General features: G+C 64.4%; 20 protein-coding genes. 11 read left to right on the top strand and 9 right to left on the bottom strand.

From position 1 onward, the window contains the following. Positions 1–257 precede the first annotated feature (257 nt). The 7 genes from HMPREF1138_RS04675 to dnaA form a co-directional block, all read right to left on the bottom strand. Positions 258–989, bottom strand: coding sequence for a DUF5067 domain-containing protein (locus HMPREF1138_RS04675; RefSeq protein WP_081495969.1), 732 nt, complete (start codon positions 987–989; stop codon positions 258–260). A gap of 42 nt (positions 990–1031) precedes the next feature. After that, positions 1032–1553, bottom strand: coding sequence for a DUF5067 domain-containing protein (locus tag HMPREF1138_RS04680; protein WP_162129454.1), 522 nt, complete (start codon positions 1551–1553; stop codon positions 1032–1034). Positions 1554–1757: 204 nt separating this feature from the next. Next, positions 1758–2504 carry a DUF5067 domain-containing protein gene (locus HMPREF1138_RS04685; RefSeq protein WP_009057160.1) on the bottom strand — a complete coding sequence of 249 codons (747 nt, stop codon included), beginning with the start codon at positions 2502–2504 and terminating at the stop codon, positions 1758–1760. Between the two features lie 110 nt (positions 2505–2614). Then, positions 2615–3424 (bottom strand): DUF721 domain-containing protein, encoded by an 810-nt coding sequence (locus tag HMPREF1138_RS04690; protein WP_009057170.1) that lies wholly within the window; start codon positions 3422–3424, stop codon positions 2615–2617. Continuing rightward, positions 3417–4613 carry a DNA replication/repair protein RecF gene (gene recF, locus HMPREF1138_RS04695; protein WP_009057188.1) on the bottom strand — a complete coding sequence of 399 codons (1197 nt, stop codon included), beginning with the start codon at positions 4611–4613 and terminating at the stop codon, positions 3417–3419. Before recF ends, HMPREF1138_RS04690 begins: the two co-directional genes overlap by 8 nt. A gap of 1 nt (position 4614) precedes the next feature. After that, positions 4615–5751: a DNA polymerase III subunit beta gene (gene dnaN, locus HMPREF1138_RS04700; RefSeq protein ID WP_039936936.1), complete on the bottom strand. Its 1137-nt coding sequence runs from the start codon at positions 5749–5751 to the stop codon at positions 4615–4617. Between the two features lie 410 nt (positions 5752–6161). Beyond that, positions 6162–7607, bottom strand: a complete 1446-nt coding sequence (gene dnaA / locus HMPREF1138_RS04705; protein ID WP_009057178.1) for a chromosomal replication initiator protein DnaA — start codon at positions 7605–7607, stop codon at positions 6162–6164. 446 nt (positions 7608–8053) lie between these two features. On the opposite strand from dnaA, the gene rpmH reads away from it, so the two are divergent. The 9 genes from rpmH (at position 8054) to HMPREF1138_RS04750 (ending at position 15012) form a co-directional block, all read left to right on the top strand. Continuing rightward, on the top strand, positions 8054–8194 hold the full coding sequence (gene rpmH, locus HMPREF1138_RS04710) for a 50S ribosomal protein L34 (protein WP_003791379.1): 141 nt from the start codon (positions 8054–8056) through the stop codon (positions 8192–8194). A gap of 9 nt (positions 8195–8203) precedes the next feature. Beyond that, entirely contained in the window at positions 8204–8557 is a 354-nt protein-coding gene (gene rnpA, locus HMPREF1138_RS04715) for a ribonuclease P protein component (protein WP_009057174.1), read from the top strand. Continuing rightward, entirely contained in the window at positions 8554–8883 is a 330-nt protein-coding gene (yidD, locus tag HMPREF1138_RS04720) for a membrane protein insertion efficiency factor YidD (protein ID WP_021611598.1), read from the top strand. The genes rnpA and yidD overlap by 4 nt, the downstream gene beginning before the upstream one ends. 85 nt (positions 8884–8968) lie before the next feature. Next, the gene (gene yidC, locus HMPREF1138_RS04725) at positions 8969–10315 is read left to right on the top strand and encodes a membrane protein insertase YidC (RefSeq protein ID WP_009057184.1); all 1347 of its coding nucleotides are present in this window, start codon (positions 8969–8971) and stop codon (positions 10313–10315) included. A gap of 83 nt (positions 10316–10398) precedes the next feature. Continuing rightward, positions 10399–10902 (top strand): Jag family protein, encoded by a 504-nt coding sequence (locus HMPREF1138_RS04730; protein WP_009057156.1) that lies wholly within the window; start codon positions 10399–10401, stop codon positions 10900–10902. Next, positions 10895–11578, top strand: a complete 684-nt coding sequence (gene rsmG / locus HMPREF1138_RS04735; protein WP_009057172.1) for a 16S rRNA (guanine(527)-N(7))-methyltransferase RsmG — start codon at positions 10895–10897, stop codon at positions 11576–11578. The genes HMPREF1138_RS04730 and rsmG overlap by 8 nt, the downstream gene beginning before the upstream one ends. A 327-nt stretch (positions 11579–11905) precedes the next feature. Continuing rightward, the gene (locus tag HMPREF1138_RS04740; protein ID WP_009057168.1) at positions 11906–12784 is read left to right on the top strand and encodes a ParA family protein; all 879 of its coding nucleotides are present in this window, start codon (positions 11906–11908) and stop codon (positions 12782–12784) included. Between the two features lie 174 nt (positions 12785–12958). After that, positions 12959–14236: a ParB/RepB/Spo0J family partition protein gene (locus tag HMPREF1138_RS04745; RefSeq protein ID WP_009057154.1), complete on the top strand. Its 1278-nt coding sequence runs from the start codon at positions 12959–12961 to the stop codon at positions 14234–14236. 146 nt (positions 14237–14382) lie between these two features. Further along, the gene (locus HMPREF1138_RS04750; RefSeq protein ID WP_009057166.1) at positions 14383–15012 is read left to right on the top strand and encodes an HAD-IA family hydrolase; all 630 of its coding nucleotides are present in this window, start codon (positions 14383–14385) and stop codon (positions 15010–15012) included. A gap of 461 nt (positions 15013–15473) precedes the next feature. On the opposite strand, the gene HMPREF1138_RS04755 is transcribed toward HMPREF1138_RS04750, so the two are convergent. Together HMPREF1138_RS04755 and HMPREF1138_RS04760 are read right to left on the bottom strand one after the other, a co-directional pair. Further along, positions 15474–16508, bottom strand: a complete 1035-nt coding sequence (locus HMPREF1138_RS04755; RefSeq protein WP_009057151.1) for a D-alanine--D-alanine ligase family protein — start codon at positions 16506–16508, stop codon at positions 15474–15476. A gap of 22 nt (positions 16509–16530) precedes the next feature. Next, positions 16531–17859 carry an aminotransferase-like domain-containing protein gene (locus HMPREF1138_RS04760; protein ID WP_009057162.1) on the bottom strand — a complete coding sequence of 443 codons (1329 nt, stop codon included), beginning with the start codon at positions 17857–17859 and terminating at the stop codon, positions 16531–16533. A gap of 837 nt (positions 17860–18696) precedes the next feature. On the opposite strand from HMPREF1138_RS04760, the gene HMPREF1138_RS04765 reads away from it, so the two are divergent. Both HMPREF1138_RS04765 and HMPREF1138_RS04775 read left to right on the top strand, forming a co-directional pair. Further along, on the top strand, positions 18697–19383 hold the full coding sequence (locus HMPREF1138_RS04765; RefSeq protein WP_009057180.1) for an NYN domain-containing protein: 687 nt from the start codon (positions 18697–18699) through the stop codon (positions 19381–19383). 1084 nt (positions 19384–20467) lie between these two features. Beyond that, a partial coding sequence (locus tag HMPREF1138_RS04775; RefSeq protein WP_009057186.1) for a choice-of-anchor M domain-containing protein occupies positions 20468–21465 on the top strand: 998 nt, incomplete at its 3' end.

Consider the following 21465-nt stretch of genomic DNA (forward strand, 5'->3'; position numbering starts at 1 on the left):
ACAACAAACGCCACGCCAACAACCAACGCAGCAACAACCAACCCCACCACACAACCAACAATCACACCAGCAGAGGACCGACGCCCACCAGAACCCGGCCCACCAGAACCCGGCCCACCAGAACCCGGAACCGGAACCCGCTGACCACCAGAGGCACCCACACCCCGCGGATCACCAGAACCCGACCCACCAGGACGACCATACGGATAACTCATCACAACTCCTTATATCCAGAACGAATAATTAACTGAAAGCAATCAGGACGGCTGCCAAACCCAGAGGGTATCGTTCTCTTTACCGTCTTCTTGACCCACACCCCATGGGTCGTCACTCGTATCCTCCTCGGTAATGTGCGCCCATGTGCGGAAGGTAACGGGCTCACCGACATAGAGGTACTTGTAGGCTCCCATGACCGTCAGGGTCTCACCAGGCTTGATCTCGTCCGGGCTGTTGTAGTCGTACCCTTCGGGCTCCTCGCCGCTTTTGAACGTAGCCCTGGGAAACTCCGATCCCTTTTGTTCAAGACGAGGGACGCACATGCCAACGACTTGCGTCTTCGATGTGTTGTTGACGATCCTGTAGGTCACGAGGATAGTGTCGGCGCCGTCCTTATCTTTGGGCCCCTGCACGATCGACGTGCTCTCGATGTGGAACTTGCCGCCAAGAAAATCAGCGGAATACTGCTCGCCATTGCCTGTTGCGCGGGGCTTCGGCGCTCCCGTGGTCGCGGGATTGGACGCAGTCGGATTCGCGGTCGTCGATCCCGGCTCAACACCACGCGAACGAACCACAACAAACGCCACGCCAACAACCAATGCAGCAACAACCAACCCCACCACACAACCAACAATCACACCAGCAGAGGACCGACGCCCACCAGAACCCGACCCACCAGAACCCGGAACCGGAACCCGCTGACCACCAGGGGCACCCACACCCCGCGGATCACCAGAACCCGGCCCACCAGGACGACCATACGGATAACTCATCACAACTCCTTACATCCAGTACGAATAATTAACTGAAACCAATCAAGACGGCTGCACAACAATATGGGGGAAATCGAAGATGTCCTCCTCCACTGGGACATCCGTCATGAAAGTGACGGGTTCGCCGACGTCAATGTACTTCAAGCCAAGCGTGAACGTCACAGTGTCGCCCGGCCTGACCATGTCATCGTTCATCTCCACAATGACGTCAGGGTATTCGTCGGGATCAAGGGCGGCGAAACCGAGGACGATCCCCTTCTGTTTCAAGTTTGGCGTGTGCAACATGATGAATTCAGCGTCATCGGTGTTGTTGGTCATCGTCAAGGTGACGAACACGGTGTCCGCGCCGTCTTGGTCGACAGGGCCTCGTGTCACCGACGTACTCTCGATATGGAACTTTCCATTCATGATGTCCGCGGAATAATGGTCTGCTGTCACCGTTTTTATCTCCGTCGGGTCGCTTGACAGCGACGCGCCATGGGATCGCATGAACGCTATCCCTCCGATGGCGACGAGGAGGATGCAGAGCGGAATAACGAGGGCGACCAGGATCACGGACTGCATGCCCCTGGACGCACCGGTGGCCTGCTGAGGAACGCCGGAGCCCGCGGGGCTCTGAGCGGGTACGGGCTGTCCCTGGTTGTGGGGGCCGGCACCGGGCATTGACGTCCCCATGGGGACCGCCTGTCGGGTATCCCAACGGGGCCCACCCGCGTTGTTATATGGGTAACTCACGATGTTTCCTCAATCCTCCCGAGGCTCGCCGCCTCAGTACGGGTGCCAAACCCACTCTTCATCATCGGCTGTCTCGTCCGATTGTTGATCCTGAGGCGCGAACGACCACATGGGCGCATTCGGGTCCTCGTTCATGGTGTACCACCGCCGGAAGGTGACGGTCTCTCCCGGGTAGGCGTACCGGTACGCAAACATGACAGTCATTGTCTCGCCTGACGCGATGTCAAATTTCAACATGTTGAGTCCCTCGGGTTCCTGACCCGGCTCAAACTCCGCTTCTGGCAGTTCCGTCCCCTTTTGTATCAATTTGGGAAGAGCGAGCCGGACGCGCTGCGTTTTTGCGGTGTTGTTGACGAGCGTGTACGTCACGAGGAGGGTATCCGCTCCCTCCTTGTCGATGGGCCCCTGTTCGATTCTCGTCGTATTGACGGTGAACTTTCCGTCGAGGTACTGCGTCGAATACTGTTCTCCGTTGCCGGTCGCGCGTGCGGTCGGCGTGGGAGAGTTCGATCCGCCCAGCCCAATTCCTCCCTCGTGGAACACGATGAAGGAGCCGATTCCGAGGAGAGCCACAACCAGCACGCCGATGATGCTTCCGACGATGAGGCGAGGTGAACGAGGCCTCGGTGCCTCATTCTGGGGCGGCTCGAAGCGCCCGCGCTCACCGCCAGAAACCGGTCCTCCCCCCGGTATCGATGCGCCGACGGGGCGCGACTGAGCCGATCCTCGCCCCGGATTCGAGTGGTTCGAAGGACCGGAAGGACCGTAGGGGTTCGTCATTACTACTCCTCATCGCGACCCTGCACGCGGGCAGGACACACGCCACAGACTAACAAAATCTGACCGATGAAGCGACGGGCGTCAGCGTCTCGAAACGCGCCTGAATCCGGTTATCCATAGTCGGCGCGCGGACCACGCCCCCGCACCACGTAGGGGCCTTTCTTCCACGACGGGGCGACGGGCCCGAGGATGATGACCTGTTCAACGACGCCCGAGCCGACCTCCTCGGCGATGCGACGCTCGATGGTGGGCAGCAGGAGCTGGAGCTGTTTGGCCCAGGCGGTGGAGTCGGCGCGCACGACGAGCTTGTGTCCCTCGAAGGTCTCGATGCGCGTGTGGTCGGCGTTGCTGGGGCCCACGATGTCCCGCCATTTCGCCATGACGGACCCCATTTTGGTGGGAGTGTCCCAGGCGCGAGCGCTGATGGTGCGCTCGAGGATCGCGCCCAGCGAGTTGGCCCTGCGGTAGCGCGGCCGCATCGCGGCCATGCCGGGGGAGCGGCTCCAGGAGGCACCCGTTCCTTCGAGGGCTTTGCGCAGCGCCGCGAGGTCTCCTTCGGGATCCTCCTGCGCGGACGAGGCCGGGGCGCTCACTCCGTTCAAGCGCCCGTAGGCGGCGGCTCGGGCGGCTGCGCGCGCCTGGGCGTCGTCGTCGCCGGCGAGGCGGCCGAGCCCGTCGGTTTCGATGGCCGCGTATTCGCTGGATCCGTCGAGGCTGCGCCTGGGGCGCGTCTCGTCGAGGCCCCACGAGGGTAGAGTGGATCGGATGTAGCCGTGGTTGCGGGCGACGCGCTGGGCGCGTTCGAGGGCGCGGACGACGAATTCGTCGGCGTCGACTTCCTCGCCTGGGGCGGGGGAGTGGGCGCCCGAGGCGTCGGGGCCGGTCGGATCCGCGTCGGCGCGGTCGTCGCGCTCACTCATGGTCGGGTCCGTCGATGACGGTGCCACGGCGCGGGTCGAGTCGCACGTGCAGGGCGTGGTGGTCGAGGGAGGCGGGCAAGTCGTCGGCGACGGCGCAGGTGACGATGATCTGTTCAGCCTTGGAGGCCAGGGCGGCCAGGCCCGCCCGGCGCGAGGAGTCGAGTTCGGCGAAGACGTCGTCGAGGATGAGGATCGGGGTGTCGCCGTCGTCGCTGAGCAGCTCGAAGGCGCCGAGCCGCAGGGCCAGGGCGACCGACCAGGATTCGCCGTGGGAGGCGTAGCCCTTGACGGGCATTGCGCCGAGGCTGAGGGTCAGGTCGTCGCGGTGCGCGCCCACCAGGTTGACGCCGCGCTCGGTTTCCTTCTCGCGCACGCTCCCCAAGGCGGCGAGCATGCGCTGCGTCTGTGCATCGACGTCGGTGAGGTCGGCGCTGGCCGGGTTGCCCGGGTCGGTGCCGATGACGCGGTCGACGGAGGCGTCGAAGGCGAGGCGCAGGTGGCGCGGAGAGTCCGCGACGTCGTCGTAGGAGCGCGAGGCCGGCTCTTCCAGGCGCGAGGCGATGGACGCGCGCGTGGCCGTGATGCGCGCAGACAGCGCGGCGAACTGCTGGTCCCATACTTCCAGCGTCGAGAGGTCGGGGGAGTGCCCGCGGCGAAGCGAGGCCTGGGCGGCCTTCAAGAGCGCGGCGCGCTGTCGGGCGACGCGATCGAAGTCGGAGCGCACGGACGCGTGGATGGGGGAGAGCTGCGTGGCGAGGTCGTCGAGGAAGGAGCGTCGCACCGACGGGTCGCCGCGCACGAGCGAGAGATCCTCGGGGGCGAACACGACGGTGCGCACGATGCCCAGGATCTCGCGGGGCCTCACCTGCGCGCGGTTGATGCGCGCCCTGTTTGCTTTGCCGCGCACGATCTCCAGCTCGATGACCTGCTCGCGGCCCGAGGTCACGACCCGCGCGCGGATGACGGCGCCGCCCGGGGCGGCCTCGGCCTCGTCGAGGGGGATACGCACGAGCGCACCCTCCGCGCCGACCCTGTGCGACGAAAACGTAGACAGGTAGGCGAGCGCCTCGACGAGGTTCGTCTTGCCCTGGCCGTTCGCGCCCACCAGGACCGTGGGTCCCGCGGGCAGCTCGACGACCCCGTGCTTCCAGGAGCGGAAGTCGTCGAGGGCCAGGTGGGAGACGTGCACGTCAGATGCCGAAGCGGATGGGCATCAGCAGGTAGCGGAACTGCGTGACCTCGCCCTCGTTGGCCTTCTTCTGGCCGGTGATGACGGCCGGCTTCGTGGGGTGCGTGAAGCCGAAGCGCACGTAGTCGGTGTCCAGGACCTGCAGGCCGTCGATGAGGAACTGCGGGTTGAAGGCGGTGGAAATGTCGTCGCCGTGCAGGGTCGCCTCGATGGCTTCGGAGGCCTGAGCGTTGTCGCCCTGGCCGGCCTCGAGCACCAGCTGGCCGTCGGTGAAGGCCAGGCGCACGGAGGTTTTGCGCTCGGCGACCAGCGACATGCGCTTGACGGCCTCGAGCAGGGCGTGGCGGTCGACGACGGCCTGGATCGGCGTTGATTCGGGGAAGAGGCGACGCACGGCGGGGTAGTCGCCGTCCATGAGGGTCGAGGTGGTGCGGCGTCCCTGGGCGGTGAAGCCGATGAGGGACGAGGCGCCGGGCTGGGATTCGCCGGAGAGGCCGACCTCGACCTTGGCGCCCGAGGTCATGGACTTGGCGACGTCCTGGAGGATGCGGGCCTTGACCAGGGCGACCTCTTCGATGGAGGTGTCGGTGGGCTCCCAGTCGAGCTCACGCATGGCCAGGCGGTAGCGGTCGGTGGCCAGCAGGGTGATCGCCGGGCCGTTGATCTCGATGCGCACGCCGGTCAGCAGGGGCAGGGTGTCGTCGCGTGACGCGGCGATGGACACCTGGGAGACGGCCTGGGAGAGCGTGGAGGAGTCGATCGCGCCGATGCCCGTGGGCTGCGCGGGCAGCAGCGGGTACTCGTCGAGGGGCATGACGGCGAGCGTGAAGTGGGAGGATCCGCAGACCAGGTTCACTTTCTGGCCGTCGAGCTCGACGGAGACGGGCTTGGAGGGCAGCGACTTGGAGATGTCGGCCAGGAGGCGTCCGGAGACCAGGACCTCGCCGGCCTCGTCGACGGTCGCGGGGATGTGCGAATTGGCGGAGACCTCGTAGTCGAAGGAGGACAGGGTCAGCTCGTCACCCTCAGCCTTGATGCGCACGCCGGCCAGGATCGGCGAGGCCGGACGCACGGGGAGCGCGCGGGCGGTCCACGACACGGCTTCGGCCAGAACATCGCGGGCGACGGTGAACTTCATAGCTGCCTCCAAAACACAAAACGGATCGGACACTACTTTACCCACAAGTGTGCCCACGTGGGGCGCGATGGAAGGCTTGGCATCCGCGCCGCTGGCGTGGCGTCTGCGCCGCTGTTGTACGGAGGCCTGTGAAAAGTTTTTTGTCATTCGACTCTCCCTCCATCATAAGGGCTGTGAGTTCTGTGGATAACTCACTTTTTCGTTGGAAAGTCGCTGATGTTGTTGTGATGTGAGGATGGGACGAGGCTGTGGACTCCTCACATGGTCATGTGGACGCAGCTCATGACGACTTTTTGTGATTCACAGGAGGCCTCATTTTGTCCACAGCCTACGCCGCGTCATCCACTCGTTGTCCACAGATCCTGTGAACGGGGCGCGGGCGCCGACTTTCGTCAGCGCCCGCGCGGGTTTTACGACTCTCTGGCCTTTTGCTTGATGCGGTTTGTAAGCTCGGACACGTGGTTGAAGGTCTCTCGTTTTTCCTTCATAAGCTTGGAGATCTTCTTGTTGGCGTGCATGACCGTCGTGTGGTCGCGCCCGAAGGCCTGTCCGATCTTGGGCAGCGACAGGTCGGTGAGTTCGCGGCACAGATACATGGCGATCTGGCGGGCTTCGACGACGTTGTGGCTGCGCTCGGAGGATCCCATCTGTTCGATGGTGACGCCGAAGTAGACGGCGCACTGGCTCATGATGAGGCTGACGGTGATCTCGTTGTCGTCTGGGTTGGACACGAAGTCCTTGAGCATCATCTGCGCGAGGTTGAGGTCGATGCGCTCCTGATAGAGGGACGCCCACGCGCCGATGCGCACGAGCGCGCCCTCCAGCTCGCGGATGTTGGAGGAGATGCGCGAGGCCACGTATTCGAAGACCTCAGGGGTGACCTCGAGGCCCTCGGCGTCCGCCTTCTTGTGCAGGATCGCGATGCGGGTTTCCAGGTCCGGCGGCTGGACGTCGACGAGCAGGCCGGAGGAGAAGCGCGAGCGCATGCGGTCCTCGAAGCCCTTGAGCTGGGCGGGGGGCAGGTCGGAGGTCAGGACGATCTGCTTGTTGGCGCTGTGCAGCGCGTTGAAGGTGTGGAAGAAACCTTCGACCGTCTGTTCCTTGTCGCCGATGAATTGAATGTCGTCGATGAGGAGAATATCGAGCTCGCGGTAGCGCCGGTGGAAGGCCTCGACCTGGGAGTTGTCGGTCTTGTTCAGGCGGATCGCGTTGATGAACTCGTTCGTGAATTCCTCGGAGTTGACGTAGCGGACCTTCAGGTGGGGCATCATCGACAGGGCGTTGTGGCCGATGGCCTGCAGCAGGTGCGTCTTTCCCAGCCCGGAGTCGCCGTAGATGAACAGCGGGTTGAAGGCGGTGCCCGGGGTTTCCGAGGCCGCCAGCGCTGCGGCGTGCGCGAAACGGTTCGACGGGCCGATGACGAAGGTGTCGAAGGTGAACTTCGGGTTCAGGTGGGTCGGTCCGGCGTCGGTCGGGGAGGTCACGAGGGCGGGGGAGTGGTTCTCCTTCTTCTCCTGGGACGAGGCCGGGGCGGGCTGTGTGGGTGGGGCGGGAGCGGGTGGCTCCTCCTCTTCCTCATCGTGAGCGGCGACGAGCTCCAGGGAGGGATCAACCGTGATGGCGATGCGCACGGTGCGTCCGAGGTTCACGGACAGGGCGGTCGTCAGCTTCGACTGGGCCTTGTCTTCGATCCACTGCTTGGTGAAGCCGTTGGGGACGGCCAGCAGGATCGTGCCCTCGATGTCGCCGAGCGGGCGTGCCGAGCGCAGCATCGACGTGGCGACGGGTCCCAGCTCGTCGGTGGGGACTGCATTGAGGGCGGCAGCCCACGCACGTGTGAGGGAATCCGACTCCACGGCAACCTCCGGACAAAATAACGGTGAGTTCAGTCACGCAATCGTGGTGATCTGCGCGACCCTTCTATCTATGTGCAGTGTAGCCCGCCCACATGCTTATGCACAGACTGGGGATGGAGCTGTGGAGAACTATCACAGAATCACACGTCTGTAGTTACAACTATGGGTCCGCGGCAGCCTGCGGAAAGCAAAATGACACACAGCCTGTGGATAACTTTCGAAATCCACCGCTGTGGACGGGGTTGCTCCACAGCGATTTCCACAGCTGTGGAAACTGTGTGTGACGCGGTGGGTACTCTCGCCGCGTTGACTAGGCGCGCCGGTCCGCTTAGTCTTGGAACTTGTTTGCGCCCATTTCGGGCGTGCGTCCCCGCTATCGCGCCCCCGTGGGCTCGATAGCCCAACCGATACGAGTGGGAGACCACTCCCCGCCGAGGAGAATTGCCGTGACCACCAAGCGGACCTTCCAGCCCAACAACCGTCGTCGTTCCAAGACGCACGGCTTCCGTCTGCGCATGTCGACCCGCGCCGGCCGCGCCATTCTGGCTGCCCGCCGTCGCAAGGGCCGCGCCAAGCTGTCCGCCTGAGACACACCGGTGCTGCCGCGCGCGCACCGCATGGTTGACCCAGCGGATTTCACCGCCGCGATCCGTCACGGAGCGCGAGCAGGAGATCCGCTGGTCGTCGTCCACGTCCGAGCCGACGAGGAACGCAACAGCCGCCTCGTCGGTTTCGTCGTACCCAAGCGGGAAATCAAGCGCGCCAACGGACGCAACCGGGTCAAGCGGCAGTTGCGGCACTTGATGAGAGACCGGGTCGCCGACCTGCCGGACGGAACCCGCCTCGTCGTGCGGGCCTCGTCTAAAGCGCTCGGCGTCCCCTCGAAGGAGCTGGGCGCTCACCTCGATCGTGTCATGGAGCGAGCATGGCGCAAGTGGGACGCCCGATGAACACGGCGGGCAAGGCAGTGCGCGCACTCCTGTCCGCGCCCATCGTCGCCTACCAGCGCTTCATCTCCCCGGCCCTCGGCCCCCGGTGTCGCTACGCGCCCAGCTGCTCCACCTACGCACTCCAAGCCATCCGCGTCCACGGCCCCATCAAGGGACTGATCCTCGCGGCCTGGCGCCTGCTGCGATGCAACCCGTGGAGCCACGGGGGAGTAGACCACGTGCCCGAGCGCGGGCGCTGGAAACCCGACCCGTGGGTACCGCCCGAGGACTGGGCCGGCCACGACAACTGGGAACGTCCCGCCCCCATGGGACTCGACCCCACCTGAGACCTCCCCGAGAGCCCGGGGCGGCCTCGGACCCCAAGGAACAACGAAACAGCGGCGCTTCGGCGCCACGGCGAAAGCGAAAACTATGTTCGACGCAATGCTCCACCCCTTCGCGTGGGCAATCTCCTACGTGTGGGTCTGGATCCACGACCTCCTCGTGCTGCTCGGAATGTCCTCCGGCTCCGGCATCGCGTGGGTTCTCTCCATCGTGCTGCTCACCATCCTGGTGCGCATCGCCATCATCCCGCTGTTCCTTAAGCAGATCCGCTCCTCGCGTGCCATGCAGGCCATCCAGCCCGAAATGCGCAAGATCCAGGAGAAGTACAAGGGCAAGAAGGACCAGGTCAGCCGTCAGAAGATGATGGAAGAGACCCAGGCCCTGCAGCGCAAGCACAAGGTCTCGCCCTTCGCCTCCTGCCTGCCGATGCTCGTGCAGATGCCCGTCCTCTTCGGCATGTACCGAGCCATCATCGCGGTTTCTTCGATCTCCGCCGGCACATACACCTACCGCGGCGAGGCCACCGACCACCTCGGCCCCCTGACCGCCTCCGTCTCCGAGGAGATCGTTAACTCCACCGTCTTCGGCGTCCCGCTCTCCCACACTCTGCGCGAGTCTTTCGGCCAGCCCAGCGTCGTCGCCGTCTTCGTTGCCGCGATCGTCCTCATGGTCGCCCTGCAGTTCTTCTCCATGCGCCTGTCCTTCTCGCGCAACATGCCTGACATGGGCGACAACCCGATGGCCCAGTCGCAGCGCACGATGATGTACATCATGCCGGCGATGTTCATCGTCTCCGGCGCGTTCTTCCAGATGGGCGTCGTCATCTACACCGTGACAGCCTCCTTCTGGGCGCTCGCCCAGTCCTTCTGGACCATCAAGGTCATGCCGACCCCCGGCTCCCCGGCCTACGCCGACCTGCTGTCCTCGCGCGAGTCCGCCTACCAGGAATGGGCCAAGCCCTACTTCCAGAACTACGACCGTGAGCGCGCCGCCCTCGGTGCACCCGGGTCCGACCCGCGCGTTGAGGAGCTCAACGAGCGCACCCTCGCCGAAGTCCGCGCCAAGGCCAAGAAGCAGCACGTCGCCTCCGACTTCCCCGCCTCCATGACCCCCGGCGAAATCATCACCGTCTACCGCAACCTCGCCAGCCAGAAGTGGACCACGCTGCCCGACGAGCAGTGGATGCACGGCCTGACCCTCGCCGTCGAAAAGCGCGTCGCCAAGCAGGAAGCCTCCGCCCAGCGCGCCGAGCTCCAGAAGAAGAACCGCGAACGCCGCGTCAGCGAGCGCGAGGCCACCAAGGCCTCGTCCGAATCGCGCACGTCCACGCAGGCCGCCAAGGAGTCCTCGAACGGCTCCCTGAGCGCCGAGGAGATCGAGCGCCGCCGCGTCGAGCGACGCAAGGCTCGCCGCCGTTCCGGCAAGAAGCGCTGACCGCGACAGATTCACGGTCCGGCCACCCGACCGGGTACCCTGGACCCCAGAAAGACCCCATTCCCCACCACGGAGGACACGTCATGAGTGACGACAACGCAGGCAAGCTCACCCGCCTCGAAGAAGAAGGCGAACTCGCCGCCGACTACCTGGAAGAACTGCTCGACATCGCCGACCTCGACGGCGACATCGAGATCGACGTCGAGAACGGCCGCGCCTCGGTCGAGATCGTCGCCGACGACCCCGAATCCCTGGACCGCCTCGTCGGCGAGGACGGCGAGGTCCTGGACGCCCTCCAGGAGCTGACCCGCCTGGCCGTTCAGACCGAGACCGGCGAGCGTTCGCGCCTCATGCTCGACATCGCCGGGTTCCGCGCCGAACGCAAGGAAGAACTCCAGGACATCACCCGCGAGGCCATCGCGCGCGTGCGCGCCACCGGCGAGGCCGTCAAGCTCGACGCGATGAACCCCTTTGAGCGCAAGGTGTGCCACGACGTGGTCGCCGACGAGGGCCTGACCTCCGAGTCCGAGGGCGCCGAACCCCACCGACGCGTCGTCATCCTCCCCGAGGAATCCGACGGTGAGTGAGAACCCGAACGGGACGGGAAGGGGTCGCCAGGTCGGCGACCCCTTCGTCCCAGAAGAGCCCACGCAGGCGGTCCGCGACTTCTTTGGCCCCGCCTTTTCCGACGTCGCCGAGTACGCGCGCATGCTCGAGGAGGAGGGAGAGCTGCGCGGCCTGCTGGGCCCGCGCGACATGGAGCGCATCTGGTCGCGCCACATCGTGAATTCGGCGGCCGTCCTCGATTTCATGCCGCGCCGGGAGGGGCGCGAGGTGTTGGACGTTGGTTCCGGTTCGGGCCTGCCCGGCATCGTGATCGCGGTCTGTCGGCCCGACCTGCACGTGCACCTCGCCGAGCCGATGGCGCGCCGCGTCGAGTGGCTCGAGGATGTCGTCGAGGGGCTCGGCCTGGATAACGTCAGCATCCACCAGGCGCGCGCCGAAGAGCTGCGCGGCAAGGGCAAGGCCGACGTGGTCACCGCCCGCGCGGTTGCGAACATGAGCAAGCTTGTGCGCATGACGTCTAAGCTCATCGCGCCCGGCGGCACCCTCGTGGCCCTGAAGGGTCGTCGCGCCCCGATCGAGGTCGAGGAGGCCTCCGCGGAGCTGCGTCGCCACCACCTGCGTGCCGAGATCCACGAGGTGCCCTCCATCATGGAGGACGAGTCGACCTACGTCGTGGTCTGTTCGCGCGTCCGGTGATCGTCTTTTAGGATTCTAAGGGGCACCACAGGTTACTGTGGTGCCCCTTAGTTTGTGTGCAGGGGCTGTTGATCCTGTGAGCCTGTCGGTTTTCATTTGGGTGTGACGGGCGCCATAGTAGTGGCTGTTTTGTAGGTTGCTCTCTGTCGTATCTCGTTGCGCTTGGACGTCCGTGTCGGCCAGGAGAATCGATCCTACAGAACAACTTGTCGGCGGTTTGTCGCAACGTGAGGATATTCGTGTGTCCCTTCATGCATCACGGACTTTCGATGCCGGAAGTGTGCACCCAGCCCCGTAGACTAGAGGCAGTAGCTAGGAAGGTGTCACGTGAGTACCAACAACACCCCACTGTCCACTCAGATCGAACGAAACCTGCGCGACTTGGCCATGCTCGAGCGGGCAGAGTTCCGCAAGCCCGCGGCCACGCGCATCATCGCCGTCGCAAATCAAAAGGGCGGCGTCGGTAAGACGACCTCGACGGTCAACATTGCCGCCGGCCTCGCGCTGGGCGGCCTGTCCGTGCTTGTCATCGACGCCGATGCGCAGGGCAACGCCTCGAGCGCTCTGGGCGTCGCCCATCCCGTTGGCACCCCCTCGACCTACGACGTGATTATTGGCGGAGCGGAGCTTGAGGACGTCGTTCAGCCCTGTCCGGATATCGACGGCATCCTCGTGTGCCCCGCGACGATCGACCTGTCCGGCGCCGAGATCGAGCTCGTCGACGTTCCCCGCCGCGAGTTTCGCCTGCGCGAGGCACTACGTGAATATGTGGCCGCGCACGGCGAGATTGACGTCGTTCTTATCGACTGCCCCCCGTCTCTCGGCCTCGTGACCCTGAACGTCATGGTGGCCGCCGACGAGGTCATGATTCCGATCCAGGCCGAGTACTACGCGCTCGAGGGTCTGAGCCAGCTGTGGAACACGGTCGAGCGCATCGGCGTGGATCTTAACCCTGGACTTCGTGTCTCTGGGATGCTGCTGACGATGGCCGACAAGCGAACGCGGCTGTCCGAGGAGGTCGAGGGCGAGGTGCGCTCACACTTCCCCGATCACACCTTTACGACCGTGATTCCGCGATCCGTCCGTATTTCCGAGGCGCCCAGCTACGCCCAGACCGTCGTTACCTACGACCCGCGTAACGTCGGCGCGATCGCGTATCGCAAGGCCGCCCTCGAGCTGTGTGAGCGACTGTCGGCGGGGGAGTGAGCGATTGTTTCACGTGAAACAATCGGCCGTTTCCCCACGTTTCCGCAGTTTGGAACGTCGATATCAGAACAAATGACCATTAGTGCACCATAGTGACGAAAGACGCTAAATAGCCGAGCACAAGGCATTGTTTCACGTGAAACAATGAACGCACGCAATTGAAGGAGTTATGCAATGGCGGATGTAACACCGAAGTCTGAGGGCCGTAAGGGTGCTCGTAAGCATTCCGGCCTCGGCCGAGGGCTTGGAGCTCTCATCCCCCAGGCAGGTGAACAGACGCCTCAGGCAACGTCCGCGGGTCCCTCGCGGCCGCTCGACGTCTTCTTCCCCGAAGGCCCTGCCGCGCGCGGCCGAGGAGGCTCCGCAAAGGATCTCCTCCAGCCCAAGCGAGCCACGGCCTCGTCGAAGAAGAAGCGCCCCACGATGCCTGCTTTGAACACTGGCGGAACGCGGCGCGCGGCGCAGGGCTCCTCGCCCCTCGGGTCGGGGATTAATGGCTCAGCTTCCGACCAGGGCGAATCGGGTTCGCGCGATCACGCCGCGACTGCCGTGGCGGACTCGCCGTCGAATGTTTCACGTGAAACATCCAGCGACCACGAGCTCGTGCCGGTGCCCGGCGCCTCCTTTGCAGAGATTGCTATCGATCAGATCGTCCCCAATTCGAAGCAGCCGCGTGAGGTCTTCGATGAGGATGACCTGAAGGAACTGTCGGCATCCATCAAGGAGGTCGGCGTTCTCCAGCCCGTCGTCGTTCGCAGCATCCCCGCGACGGGGCGTTCCGAGAAGCTCCAGGAGTTCCTCCAGGAGAAGCCCGACGCGCGCTACGAGCTGATCATGGGCGAGCGCCGCCTGCGCGCTTCCGAGCTCGCGGGCGAAACCACGATTCCGGCGATCATCCGGGAGACCGACGACGGAGACCTGCTCCGAGATGCTCTCCTCGAAAACCTCCACCGGGCCCAGCTCAACCCTCTGGAGGAGGCGAGCGCATATCAGCAGCTCATGGCGGATTTCGGTGCGACTCAGGAAGAGCTCGCCAAGAGAATCGCCCGCTCGCGACCGCAGATCGCCAACACCCTCCGCCTGCTGAAGCTTCCCCCCTCCGTCCAGAAGAAGGTGGCCGCACAGGTCATCACCGCGGGCCACGCTCGCGCCCTCCTGTCTCTTGCGACGGCCGAGGAAATGGAACGGCTCGCTGAACGCATCGTCGCGGAAGGACTCTCGGTGCGCACCACTGAGGAGATCGTCCGCCTCGGAAAGGCGAAGGCCACCCCGCGTCCGCGCACTCGCCAGCAGCGATCACTGTCACCCCTGGGGGAGAGTGTCGTATCCGCGCTGTCGGATGCCTACGACACGCGCGTGACCATCACCGAGGGACGCAAGAAGGGTCGGATCGTCATCGAATTCGCAGGATCCGAGGATCTCCAGCGAATTGCAGGCCTTATTCTCCACTGATCAAGCTTCATGGTTCTTTTCGCAGATCACGCGCAGTATGTTCCCTACGCGACATTTTCTGAGCTAATCTTCGATTGAATTAACGCTTAAACTACCTCTAAAGGCACCGTCATCGGGCCCTCGCAGTACCAGAAGGAGCGAAAGGCATGAACGCCCAAGGCAGTTCGCGCACCGTGCTTTTCGATGTCGGCGGCGTCCTCGTCGACGCCCACCCGGACCCTGCCCTCATCGCCCGCATGTTCGGGGACGAGTCCCGCGGCCTCACGACGCTCGTCGACCAGGCGATGTGGACGCATCGCGGCGAGTACGACGCCGGCCTGGGCGATCGCGAGTTCTGGGATCGGATCGCTGGGGACTGCGGACAGCCTGAACCCTCCCACGCACTGCTGAAACAGCTCGTCGCCCTTGACTCCTCGCGGATGGCCGACGCGAACGAGCAGACCCTCGCACTCGTGCGCCTGCTCCGGCATCAGGGCGTGCGCGTCGGCATCCTCTCGAATGCTCCGTACCCGATCGCAAAGGCAATTCGCCGCTCCGAGTGGGGGAGCCTCTTCGACTTCTTCGCTTTCTCCTGCGACTACGGCATCTGCAAGCCAGCCCGCGGCATCTACCGCGACGTCCTCCACCGCTTGGGCGGACCCGTTTCGAAGGTGGCTTTCATCGACGACCGCCGCGAGAACGTGCGGGCTGCGGAACTCCTGGGCGTCCAGGGCATAGTCTGGGAGGGCGCCAACCAGGCCGAGGCCCGCCTGAAGGAACTCGGTTTCCTGTTCTGAGTGGTCCTTTTTTCTCACGGGACATGGACGTGTCTGTGAGTGCTGCCTGAGTGTCGGATGCCTTCGGGCCCGGCGGCCGCGCGCTTGTTGGCCGCGGCTCGAGGTTGTGGTGTGGTGCCTGAGTGTTGGGTGCCTTCGGGCCCGGCCGCCCGCGAGATCGCCACACGCGAGCCTGCGGCTCGGAGTGGTCGATCTCGAAGCCCGCCCGTGCCCTCCGGGCCCGGCCGCCCCCCACGCTGGCTGCTCCTGGTGTTGTGCCCGGCAGCCGCTGCTTGCCGGCCGCAGCTTGATGTTGTTGTTTGGTGTGGTGCCTGAGTGTCGGGTGCCTTCGGGCCCGGCCGCCCGTCACGCTGGCTGCACGTGGTGTTTGCGCCCGGCCAGGCCCTGCCGCACCGAAACCCAGGTGTTCGGCCTTAGCCGACGCGATACCGGGCCCGGTGCGTCACGCAGGGGAGCGTTCGCTACTCGCCGTCGACAGGCGCCTCAGCGGCAACGTCAACGGCCTCGCCCGACGCGGCGCCACCAGCGCCAGCGTCGCGCTCGGCGGCCACGCGGCCACCCGCCACGAAATCAACGATGTCCGCGCACAGCTGCGCAAACGACGAATCCTCCAGCGCATCCGCCGCCTGGGGCAGCAGCGACGTGTCCGTCATGCCGGGAGCAACATTCGCATCAATGAACCAGCACGTGCCCTCGTCGTCAACCACGAAATCCATGCGCGACAGGTCACGCAGACCAAGAGTCGTGTGTGCCTCGACGGCCGCCGCCTGCAGGTCCGCAAGCGCCTCCGAGGAGAGACGAGCAGGCACAAAGTACACAGCCTCGTCCGTCGTGTAACGCGCATCGTAATCGTAACGGCCACCGTCCGTCGCAACCTCAACCGGAGGCAGCGCCACAGGCCCACCCTCCAGGTCCACCACCGACACGGCCACGTCACGACCCTCAATGCGCTGCTCGACCATCAAACGCTGCCCGTAAGCGAACGCATCCACCATCGAGCGACGCAGCTCCTTCGCGTTATGCGCCGTCGAAATACCAAGCGCCGAACCCCCATCCGTCGGCTTAATGACAACAGGGAACGACACGGAACCCTCCAACGCCGACAGCACATTCGACGCGCCCAACTGGCGGAAAATCGCCTGCGGCAGCGTCACCCAGCCCGGCGTCGCAAGCCCCGCGGAACCCAGCAGCGCCTTCGCCGTCGGCTTGTTCGACGCGAGCATCGCCTGCACCGCCGACGACCCCACGAAAGGCACGCCCACGGACTCCAGGAACGACTGCAACGACCCATCCTCGCCAATCGAACCGTGCACGAGGGGCCACACGACGTCAGGGGAGAAGGACTCGATCGCGCCCGCCAGGGACGCATCCACGTCCGAAATGACGACGTCGTAGCCCGCCTGCGTCAGGATGTTCGCGACGCGACGACCCGAACGGACCGACACGTCACGCTCGTGCGTCAGGCCGCCCGAGATGATGAGAACTTTCGTAGCCATAATGTGTTACTCCTAGGGAACCTTAACGGGCGGACTCGGCCCCGGCCTCGTCGATCGAGGCGGTGCCGAACATATCGACCATTTCCTTCTCAGCGTTGACGACCGTCGACAGGCGACGCACGCCCTCGCGGATTTCCTCGGGGGACGGGTAGCAGAACGACAGGCGCATGTGATTCGACCCCTGGCCATCGTAGAAGAACGCCGTCCCCGACACGTAGGCGACCTGGGCGCGCACCGCGCGCGGCAGCATCGACTTCGCGTTGAGGCCCTCGGGGAGCGTCACCCACGTGTAGAATCCGCCGTCCGGCACCGTCCACGAGCACGACGGCATGTACTCCTCGAGCGCCGTCAGCATCGAGCGGCAACGCTCCGCGTACATCGAACGGAAGGACTTCACCTGCCCGTACCAGTCGTAGCTGCCCAGGTAGTCGGCGATCGCCATCTGGCCCACCATCGACGGGCACAGGATCGCCGACTCGAGCGCCAGCACCAGCTTCGCGCGGATCGCGTGCGGCGCATACGCCCAGCCGATACGGAAGCCGGGCGCGAACATCTTCGAGAAGGAACCCAGGTAGACGACGCCCTCAGGGCTGTACGAGGCGATGGCCGGCAGGGGGTCGTTATGGAAGCCGAGCAGGCCGTAGGGGTTGTCCTCGACGATCAGGACGTGCTCGCGCAGGCAGATCTCCGCGATAATGGGGCGGCGCTCCGCGGAGAGCGTCACGCCAGCTGGGTTGTGGTAGTTCGGGATGATGTAGATGAACTTGATGGTGCGGCCCGAGGCGCGCACGTCGCGGATCGTCTCCACCAGGGCCTCGGGAATGATGCCGTGCTCGTCCATGGGGACGTGCACGACGTCCGCCTGGCGCGCACGGAACACGCCCAGGGCGCCCACGTAGGAGGGGGCCTCGGCGAGGACGACGTCGCCTGGATTCACGAAGAGCTCGGTGACGAGGTCGAGGGCCTGCTGACTTCCCGTCGTGACGACGACGTCGTCGGGGTCGGCGCCGACGATGCCGTCGTAGCTCATGACCTCGGTGATACGCTCGCGCAGCACCTCCCAGCCCTGGCCGCTGCCGTACTGCATGGCCTGCGCGCCGTGGTTGCGGACCAGCTTCTCGGCCGAGGCGGCGAGCTTGTCGAGGGGCAGGTCCTTGAGGTTCGGCATGCCGCCGGCGAGGGAGACGACCTCGGGGCGCGACACCACGGAGAAGAGCGCGCGGATTTCCGATTCGCGCAGATTGTGGGCGCGTTCAGCGTAGGCGTCGAACCAGGGGTCGAGGCGGTTTCCTTGCGCGGGCGCGCGCCCGGACGAGGTCGGGGTCGCGCCGGTGGTCGAAGGCTGAGTCAAGGCATGCCATCCTTTGCATGGGGTCACGTTCAACGTATAGGTCAAGTGTGCCACTTTCCGCGGCTCACGGGGTAACGAGGCCGTTGGTTGGGCAGATGTTTCACGTGAAACATTGGTTGTTGTGTCGCTGGTGTTCCGGGCGCCGTCGTGCCTTGCTCTGGGGCCGGGGCGCTGTGTGTGCCGGTGGGCGGCGGCCCGCCCGCGAGCCGTCCGTGCCGCGAGTTGTTGTTTGTTGCGCGCTGGTGTTCTGGGCGCCGGAGGCCCCGGCCGCCCGAGAGATCGCCACACGCGAGCCTGCGGCTCGGAGTGGTCGATCTCGAAGCCCGCACGTGCCCTCCGGTCCCTCCGGCGCCCTCCATACCCGTGGCGCTTGGGCGTTGATGTGCGGCTCGACGCGTCGACTCGTTGTCCGGCCAGGCCCCGCCGCCGCCCACCGGCACCGCGACCGGACCCTCCGGTTCTTCCGGCGCCCTCCACACCGGCGGCACCTGGTGCGCTGGCTTGTGGCCGGCCGTGTCCCGCCGCCACCCATAGACACCGCGACCGTGCTCCGTGTGGTGGGCCTGCCCATTTCCTCCGCGCGCTCAGGTACCTTCAACAGTGGTGGGACGATAACTCTTCCTGACTCCACGTCCGTCTATGGCTACGAGGTAGTCAATCAGAACTCCTAACCGTCGATAGAGGCCAGCGTTCCGCATGGCGATCTCAACTGTGTTATCCCTTGGCACCAGAGGAAAGATGGTGACATATGCCGTGCGAAGTGTTACGATTCCAGTAGCAAAGCCAGCCGTTGACCCTCCGCTGATATGGAGACGCCGATGACTGGCTTTTAATCTATTGAGGAGCAGCAACGTTGCCAGTTTTTCCGAACGTACAGCGATCCTTGTCGATGGTGGGTTCTACCGCCTTCAGGCAAAGAAACTGTTTGGTGACAAGACCCCCGAGGAACGCGCAGATGAGCTATTTTCATACTGCATACGTCACCTCAACAAGGGGAGTGATGAAGAGGCAAGCCTCTACCGGATCTTCTACTACGACTGCCCGCCATCAACGAAAGTGGTTTTCAACCCCATCACGAAGCGCCAGGTGAACCTTGCCCAGAGTGACCAGTATCGATGGATGAGCGCATTCTTCGATGCATTGGTGAAGAAGCGCAAGGTTGCCTTGCGAAGAGGCGAAGAGCTATCAAGCGGCGGTGAATACACGCTGCGGCCCGGAGTACTGAAGGATCTGTGTGCGGGTAGAAGGACCGTCGAGAGCTTGACCGATCGCGATATTCGACTCACCATCACGCAGAAGGGAGTCGATATGCGTATTGGTCTCGATATTGCTTCGTTGGCCGAACGTGATCTCGTCACGCAGATCATCCTTATCTCTGGTGACTCTGACTTCGTACCCGCCGCAAAGTATGCTCGTAGACGTGGTATCGATTTCGTACTTGATCCAATGTGGCACAAGGTATCCACAAGCCTGAACGAGCATGTTGACGGTATCAAATCGAGCGCAAGGCGCCCTTCGAAATAACTACGCGAATATCCTCCTTCTTGGATTTGGTACATTGCGGGTTGCTGTCTCAAGCGCGGTTGAGACGGCATGCAAAAAGTCCGCAGCCCCTGCGGGTCTGCGGACTTGCATAGAACTCCGGCGGTGCCGGAATTCGATCAGTGGCGGTCGGCCTTCACGATGTGCTTGGTGTCGGCGAGCTCGTTGAGCTGGTCGATGTGGGCCTGGGCAACCATGACGTCGATGGTGGAGAACATAGCGGGCTCCTCGTGGGATCGTGTATTCAATGGAGTGTTCCTGCTTGGCGAGGCCGGGGATCGCCCGGCGGGTCTCGCGCGAGGAGCATGCCAACGCGGGTGGCGTCGGCGCGACCCTGCGTGTCAAACAAGAAAAGCGCCGGACCAGCTTGGCAGCTTCGTCAGGCGCTTGATGGTTATAGTTTATCCCTGCCAAAACGCTCAATCAACCGTTCGGCCAGTAATTTAGATCGCACCAAAAACCAAGCAATTGCAAAGCAAAGTGGCTGTGTGCATACCATCCACACAAACGTGCGCAGGCCGTCACAATTGCCCTGACGTCTCGGCTGTGATCGTTTACAGATCACAAACTTCATAAGTTTTGATGTCGGTTCGCGCGAGTTCATCAACCGTTGTTGCGCGTAGTCCGGGCCTGTGGAGGTTGTGGTGACGGCAATCGGGGGAGTGTGAGCGCGTAGTTTTGGGATCTGCGAAGTGCATGGCGAGGTGCTGGGACCAATGTATAGGGAGTGATATGGGCGTTCACCATCAATTTCGCATGCAATTCGGTGGTCAGACAAATCGGCAATGGGGAGAAAACCGCAGAATTTCAACGATGCAAATTCAAAGTTTGAAAGAGTGGAGGGGGAATTGCATGCGAAATTGAGGTGGGAGAGTGGTGCTTACCGAGGTTTCGGGGCGTCATCAGAGCTCTCGGCCGTATGTCTGGCCGCAATTGGGGCAGACCCTCATGAAGGGGATGGGCTGCGATCAACAGTTTCGGGTTCTAGAACTTTGCGCAGCGCGGGTCGCAGGCATAGAATGATAACGATTCTCATTCATACGTGCGCACCTAGAGGACCCCCTCCATGAACCCCACGACATACCGGAACCCGGGCCGCGCAGCTGCCCGGGCTTTCGCCGCAATGGCCCTCGCGGCCACCTCCTTCCTCGTGCCCGGAGCGGCACACGCCGACGAGGCCACCAACACGGCCACCGACATGACCACCGAGGCCTCGACTTCCAACGCCGCCGACGCCACAGCAGACGCCGCGACCTCAGGTAGCGACACAACACGCGCAGAAACAACAGGCACCGATACCGCCGACGCGGCCACGACCTCGTCCGAGGCCGACGCTTCCACCTGTGCCGTCATGCGCACCGCCCCCGCCGGCACCACGGCCACCCTCGACCGCGGCCACGCCGACATCTTCGACCTCACCTCCGACGCCTCCGGTGCGCTCACCCTGCGCATCAAGGAAGACGCCACCGGCTCCGGCGTCATGCGCGAACCCGAGCAGACCCTCCTCGCCGTCAACAAGTCCACGCTCACACAGATCCCCGCCTCCGTCCGCCAGGCGACCGGCGCGCCCGCCGCCGCCTACCTGCTCGGCCAGACCGGCGACAACCAGGCCACCGTGCTGTGGCCCGGCTGGGACACCCTCGGCATCGCGGCAGGCGGATACGACGCCGCGCGCTTCCACGTGACCTACACGGGCCCGGCCGATGGGCGCATCTACGCCTTCACCTCAAGCTTCACCGAGGGCACCAAGGCGGTCACCAATGATGGCAGCTTCGACCTGGCGCCGGGCGGCGACGACATCGACCAGCCCTACGCCGCCCACAAGCACGTCAACTGGCTCTTCACTCGCGCCGGCCGCTACACGCTGACCGTCCAGGCCAGCGCCTGGACTCCCGGGAACGCCGGCGCCGCCAACGCCCAGTCCGCCGCCCGCACCTACACGATCGACGTCGCCGACGAGGCCTCGTGCCTCGCCGAGGCCGGAGCGGCCCCCTCCACCGACCAGGCGCAGCCCGCCCCCGGCGTGGGTCCGGGCTCGGTGGACTCGACGAACAATCAGGCCGC

The organism is Actinomyces sp. ICM58, from assembly GCF_000283035.1.
Taxonomy (GTDB): domain Bacteria; phylum Actinomycetota; class Actinomycetes; order Actinomycetales; family Actinomycetaceae; genus Pauljensenia.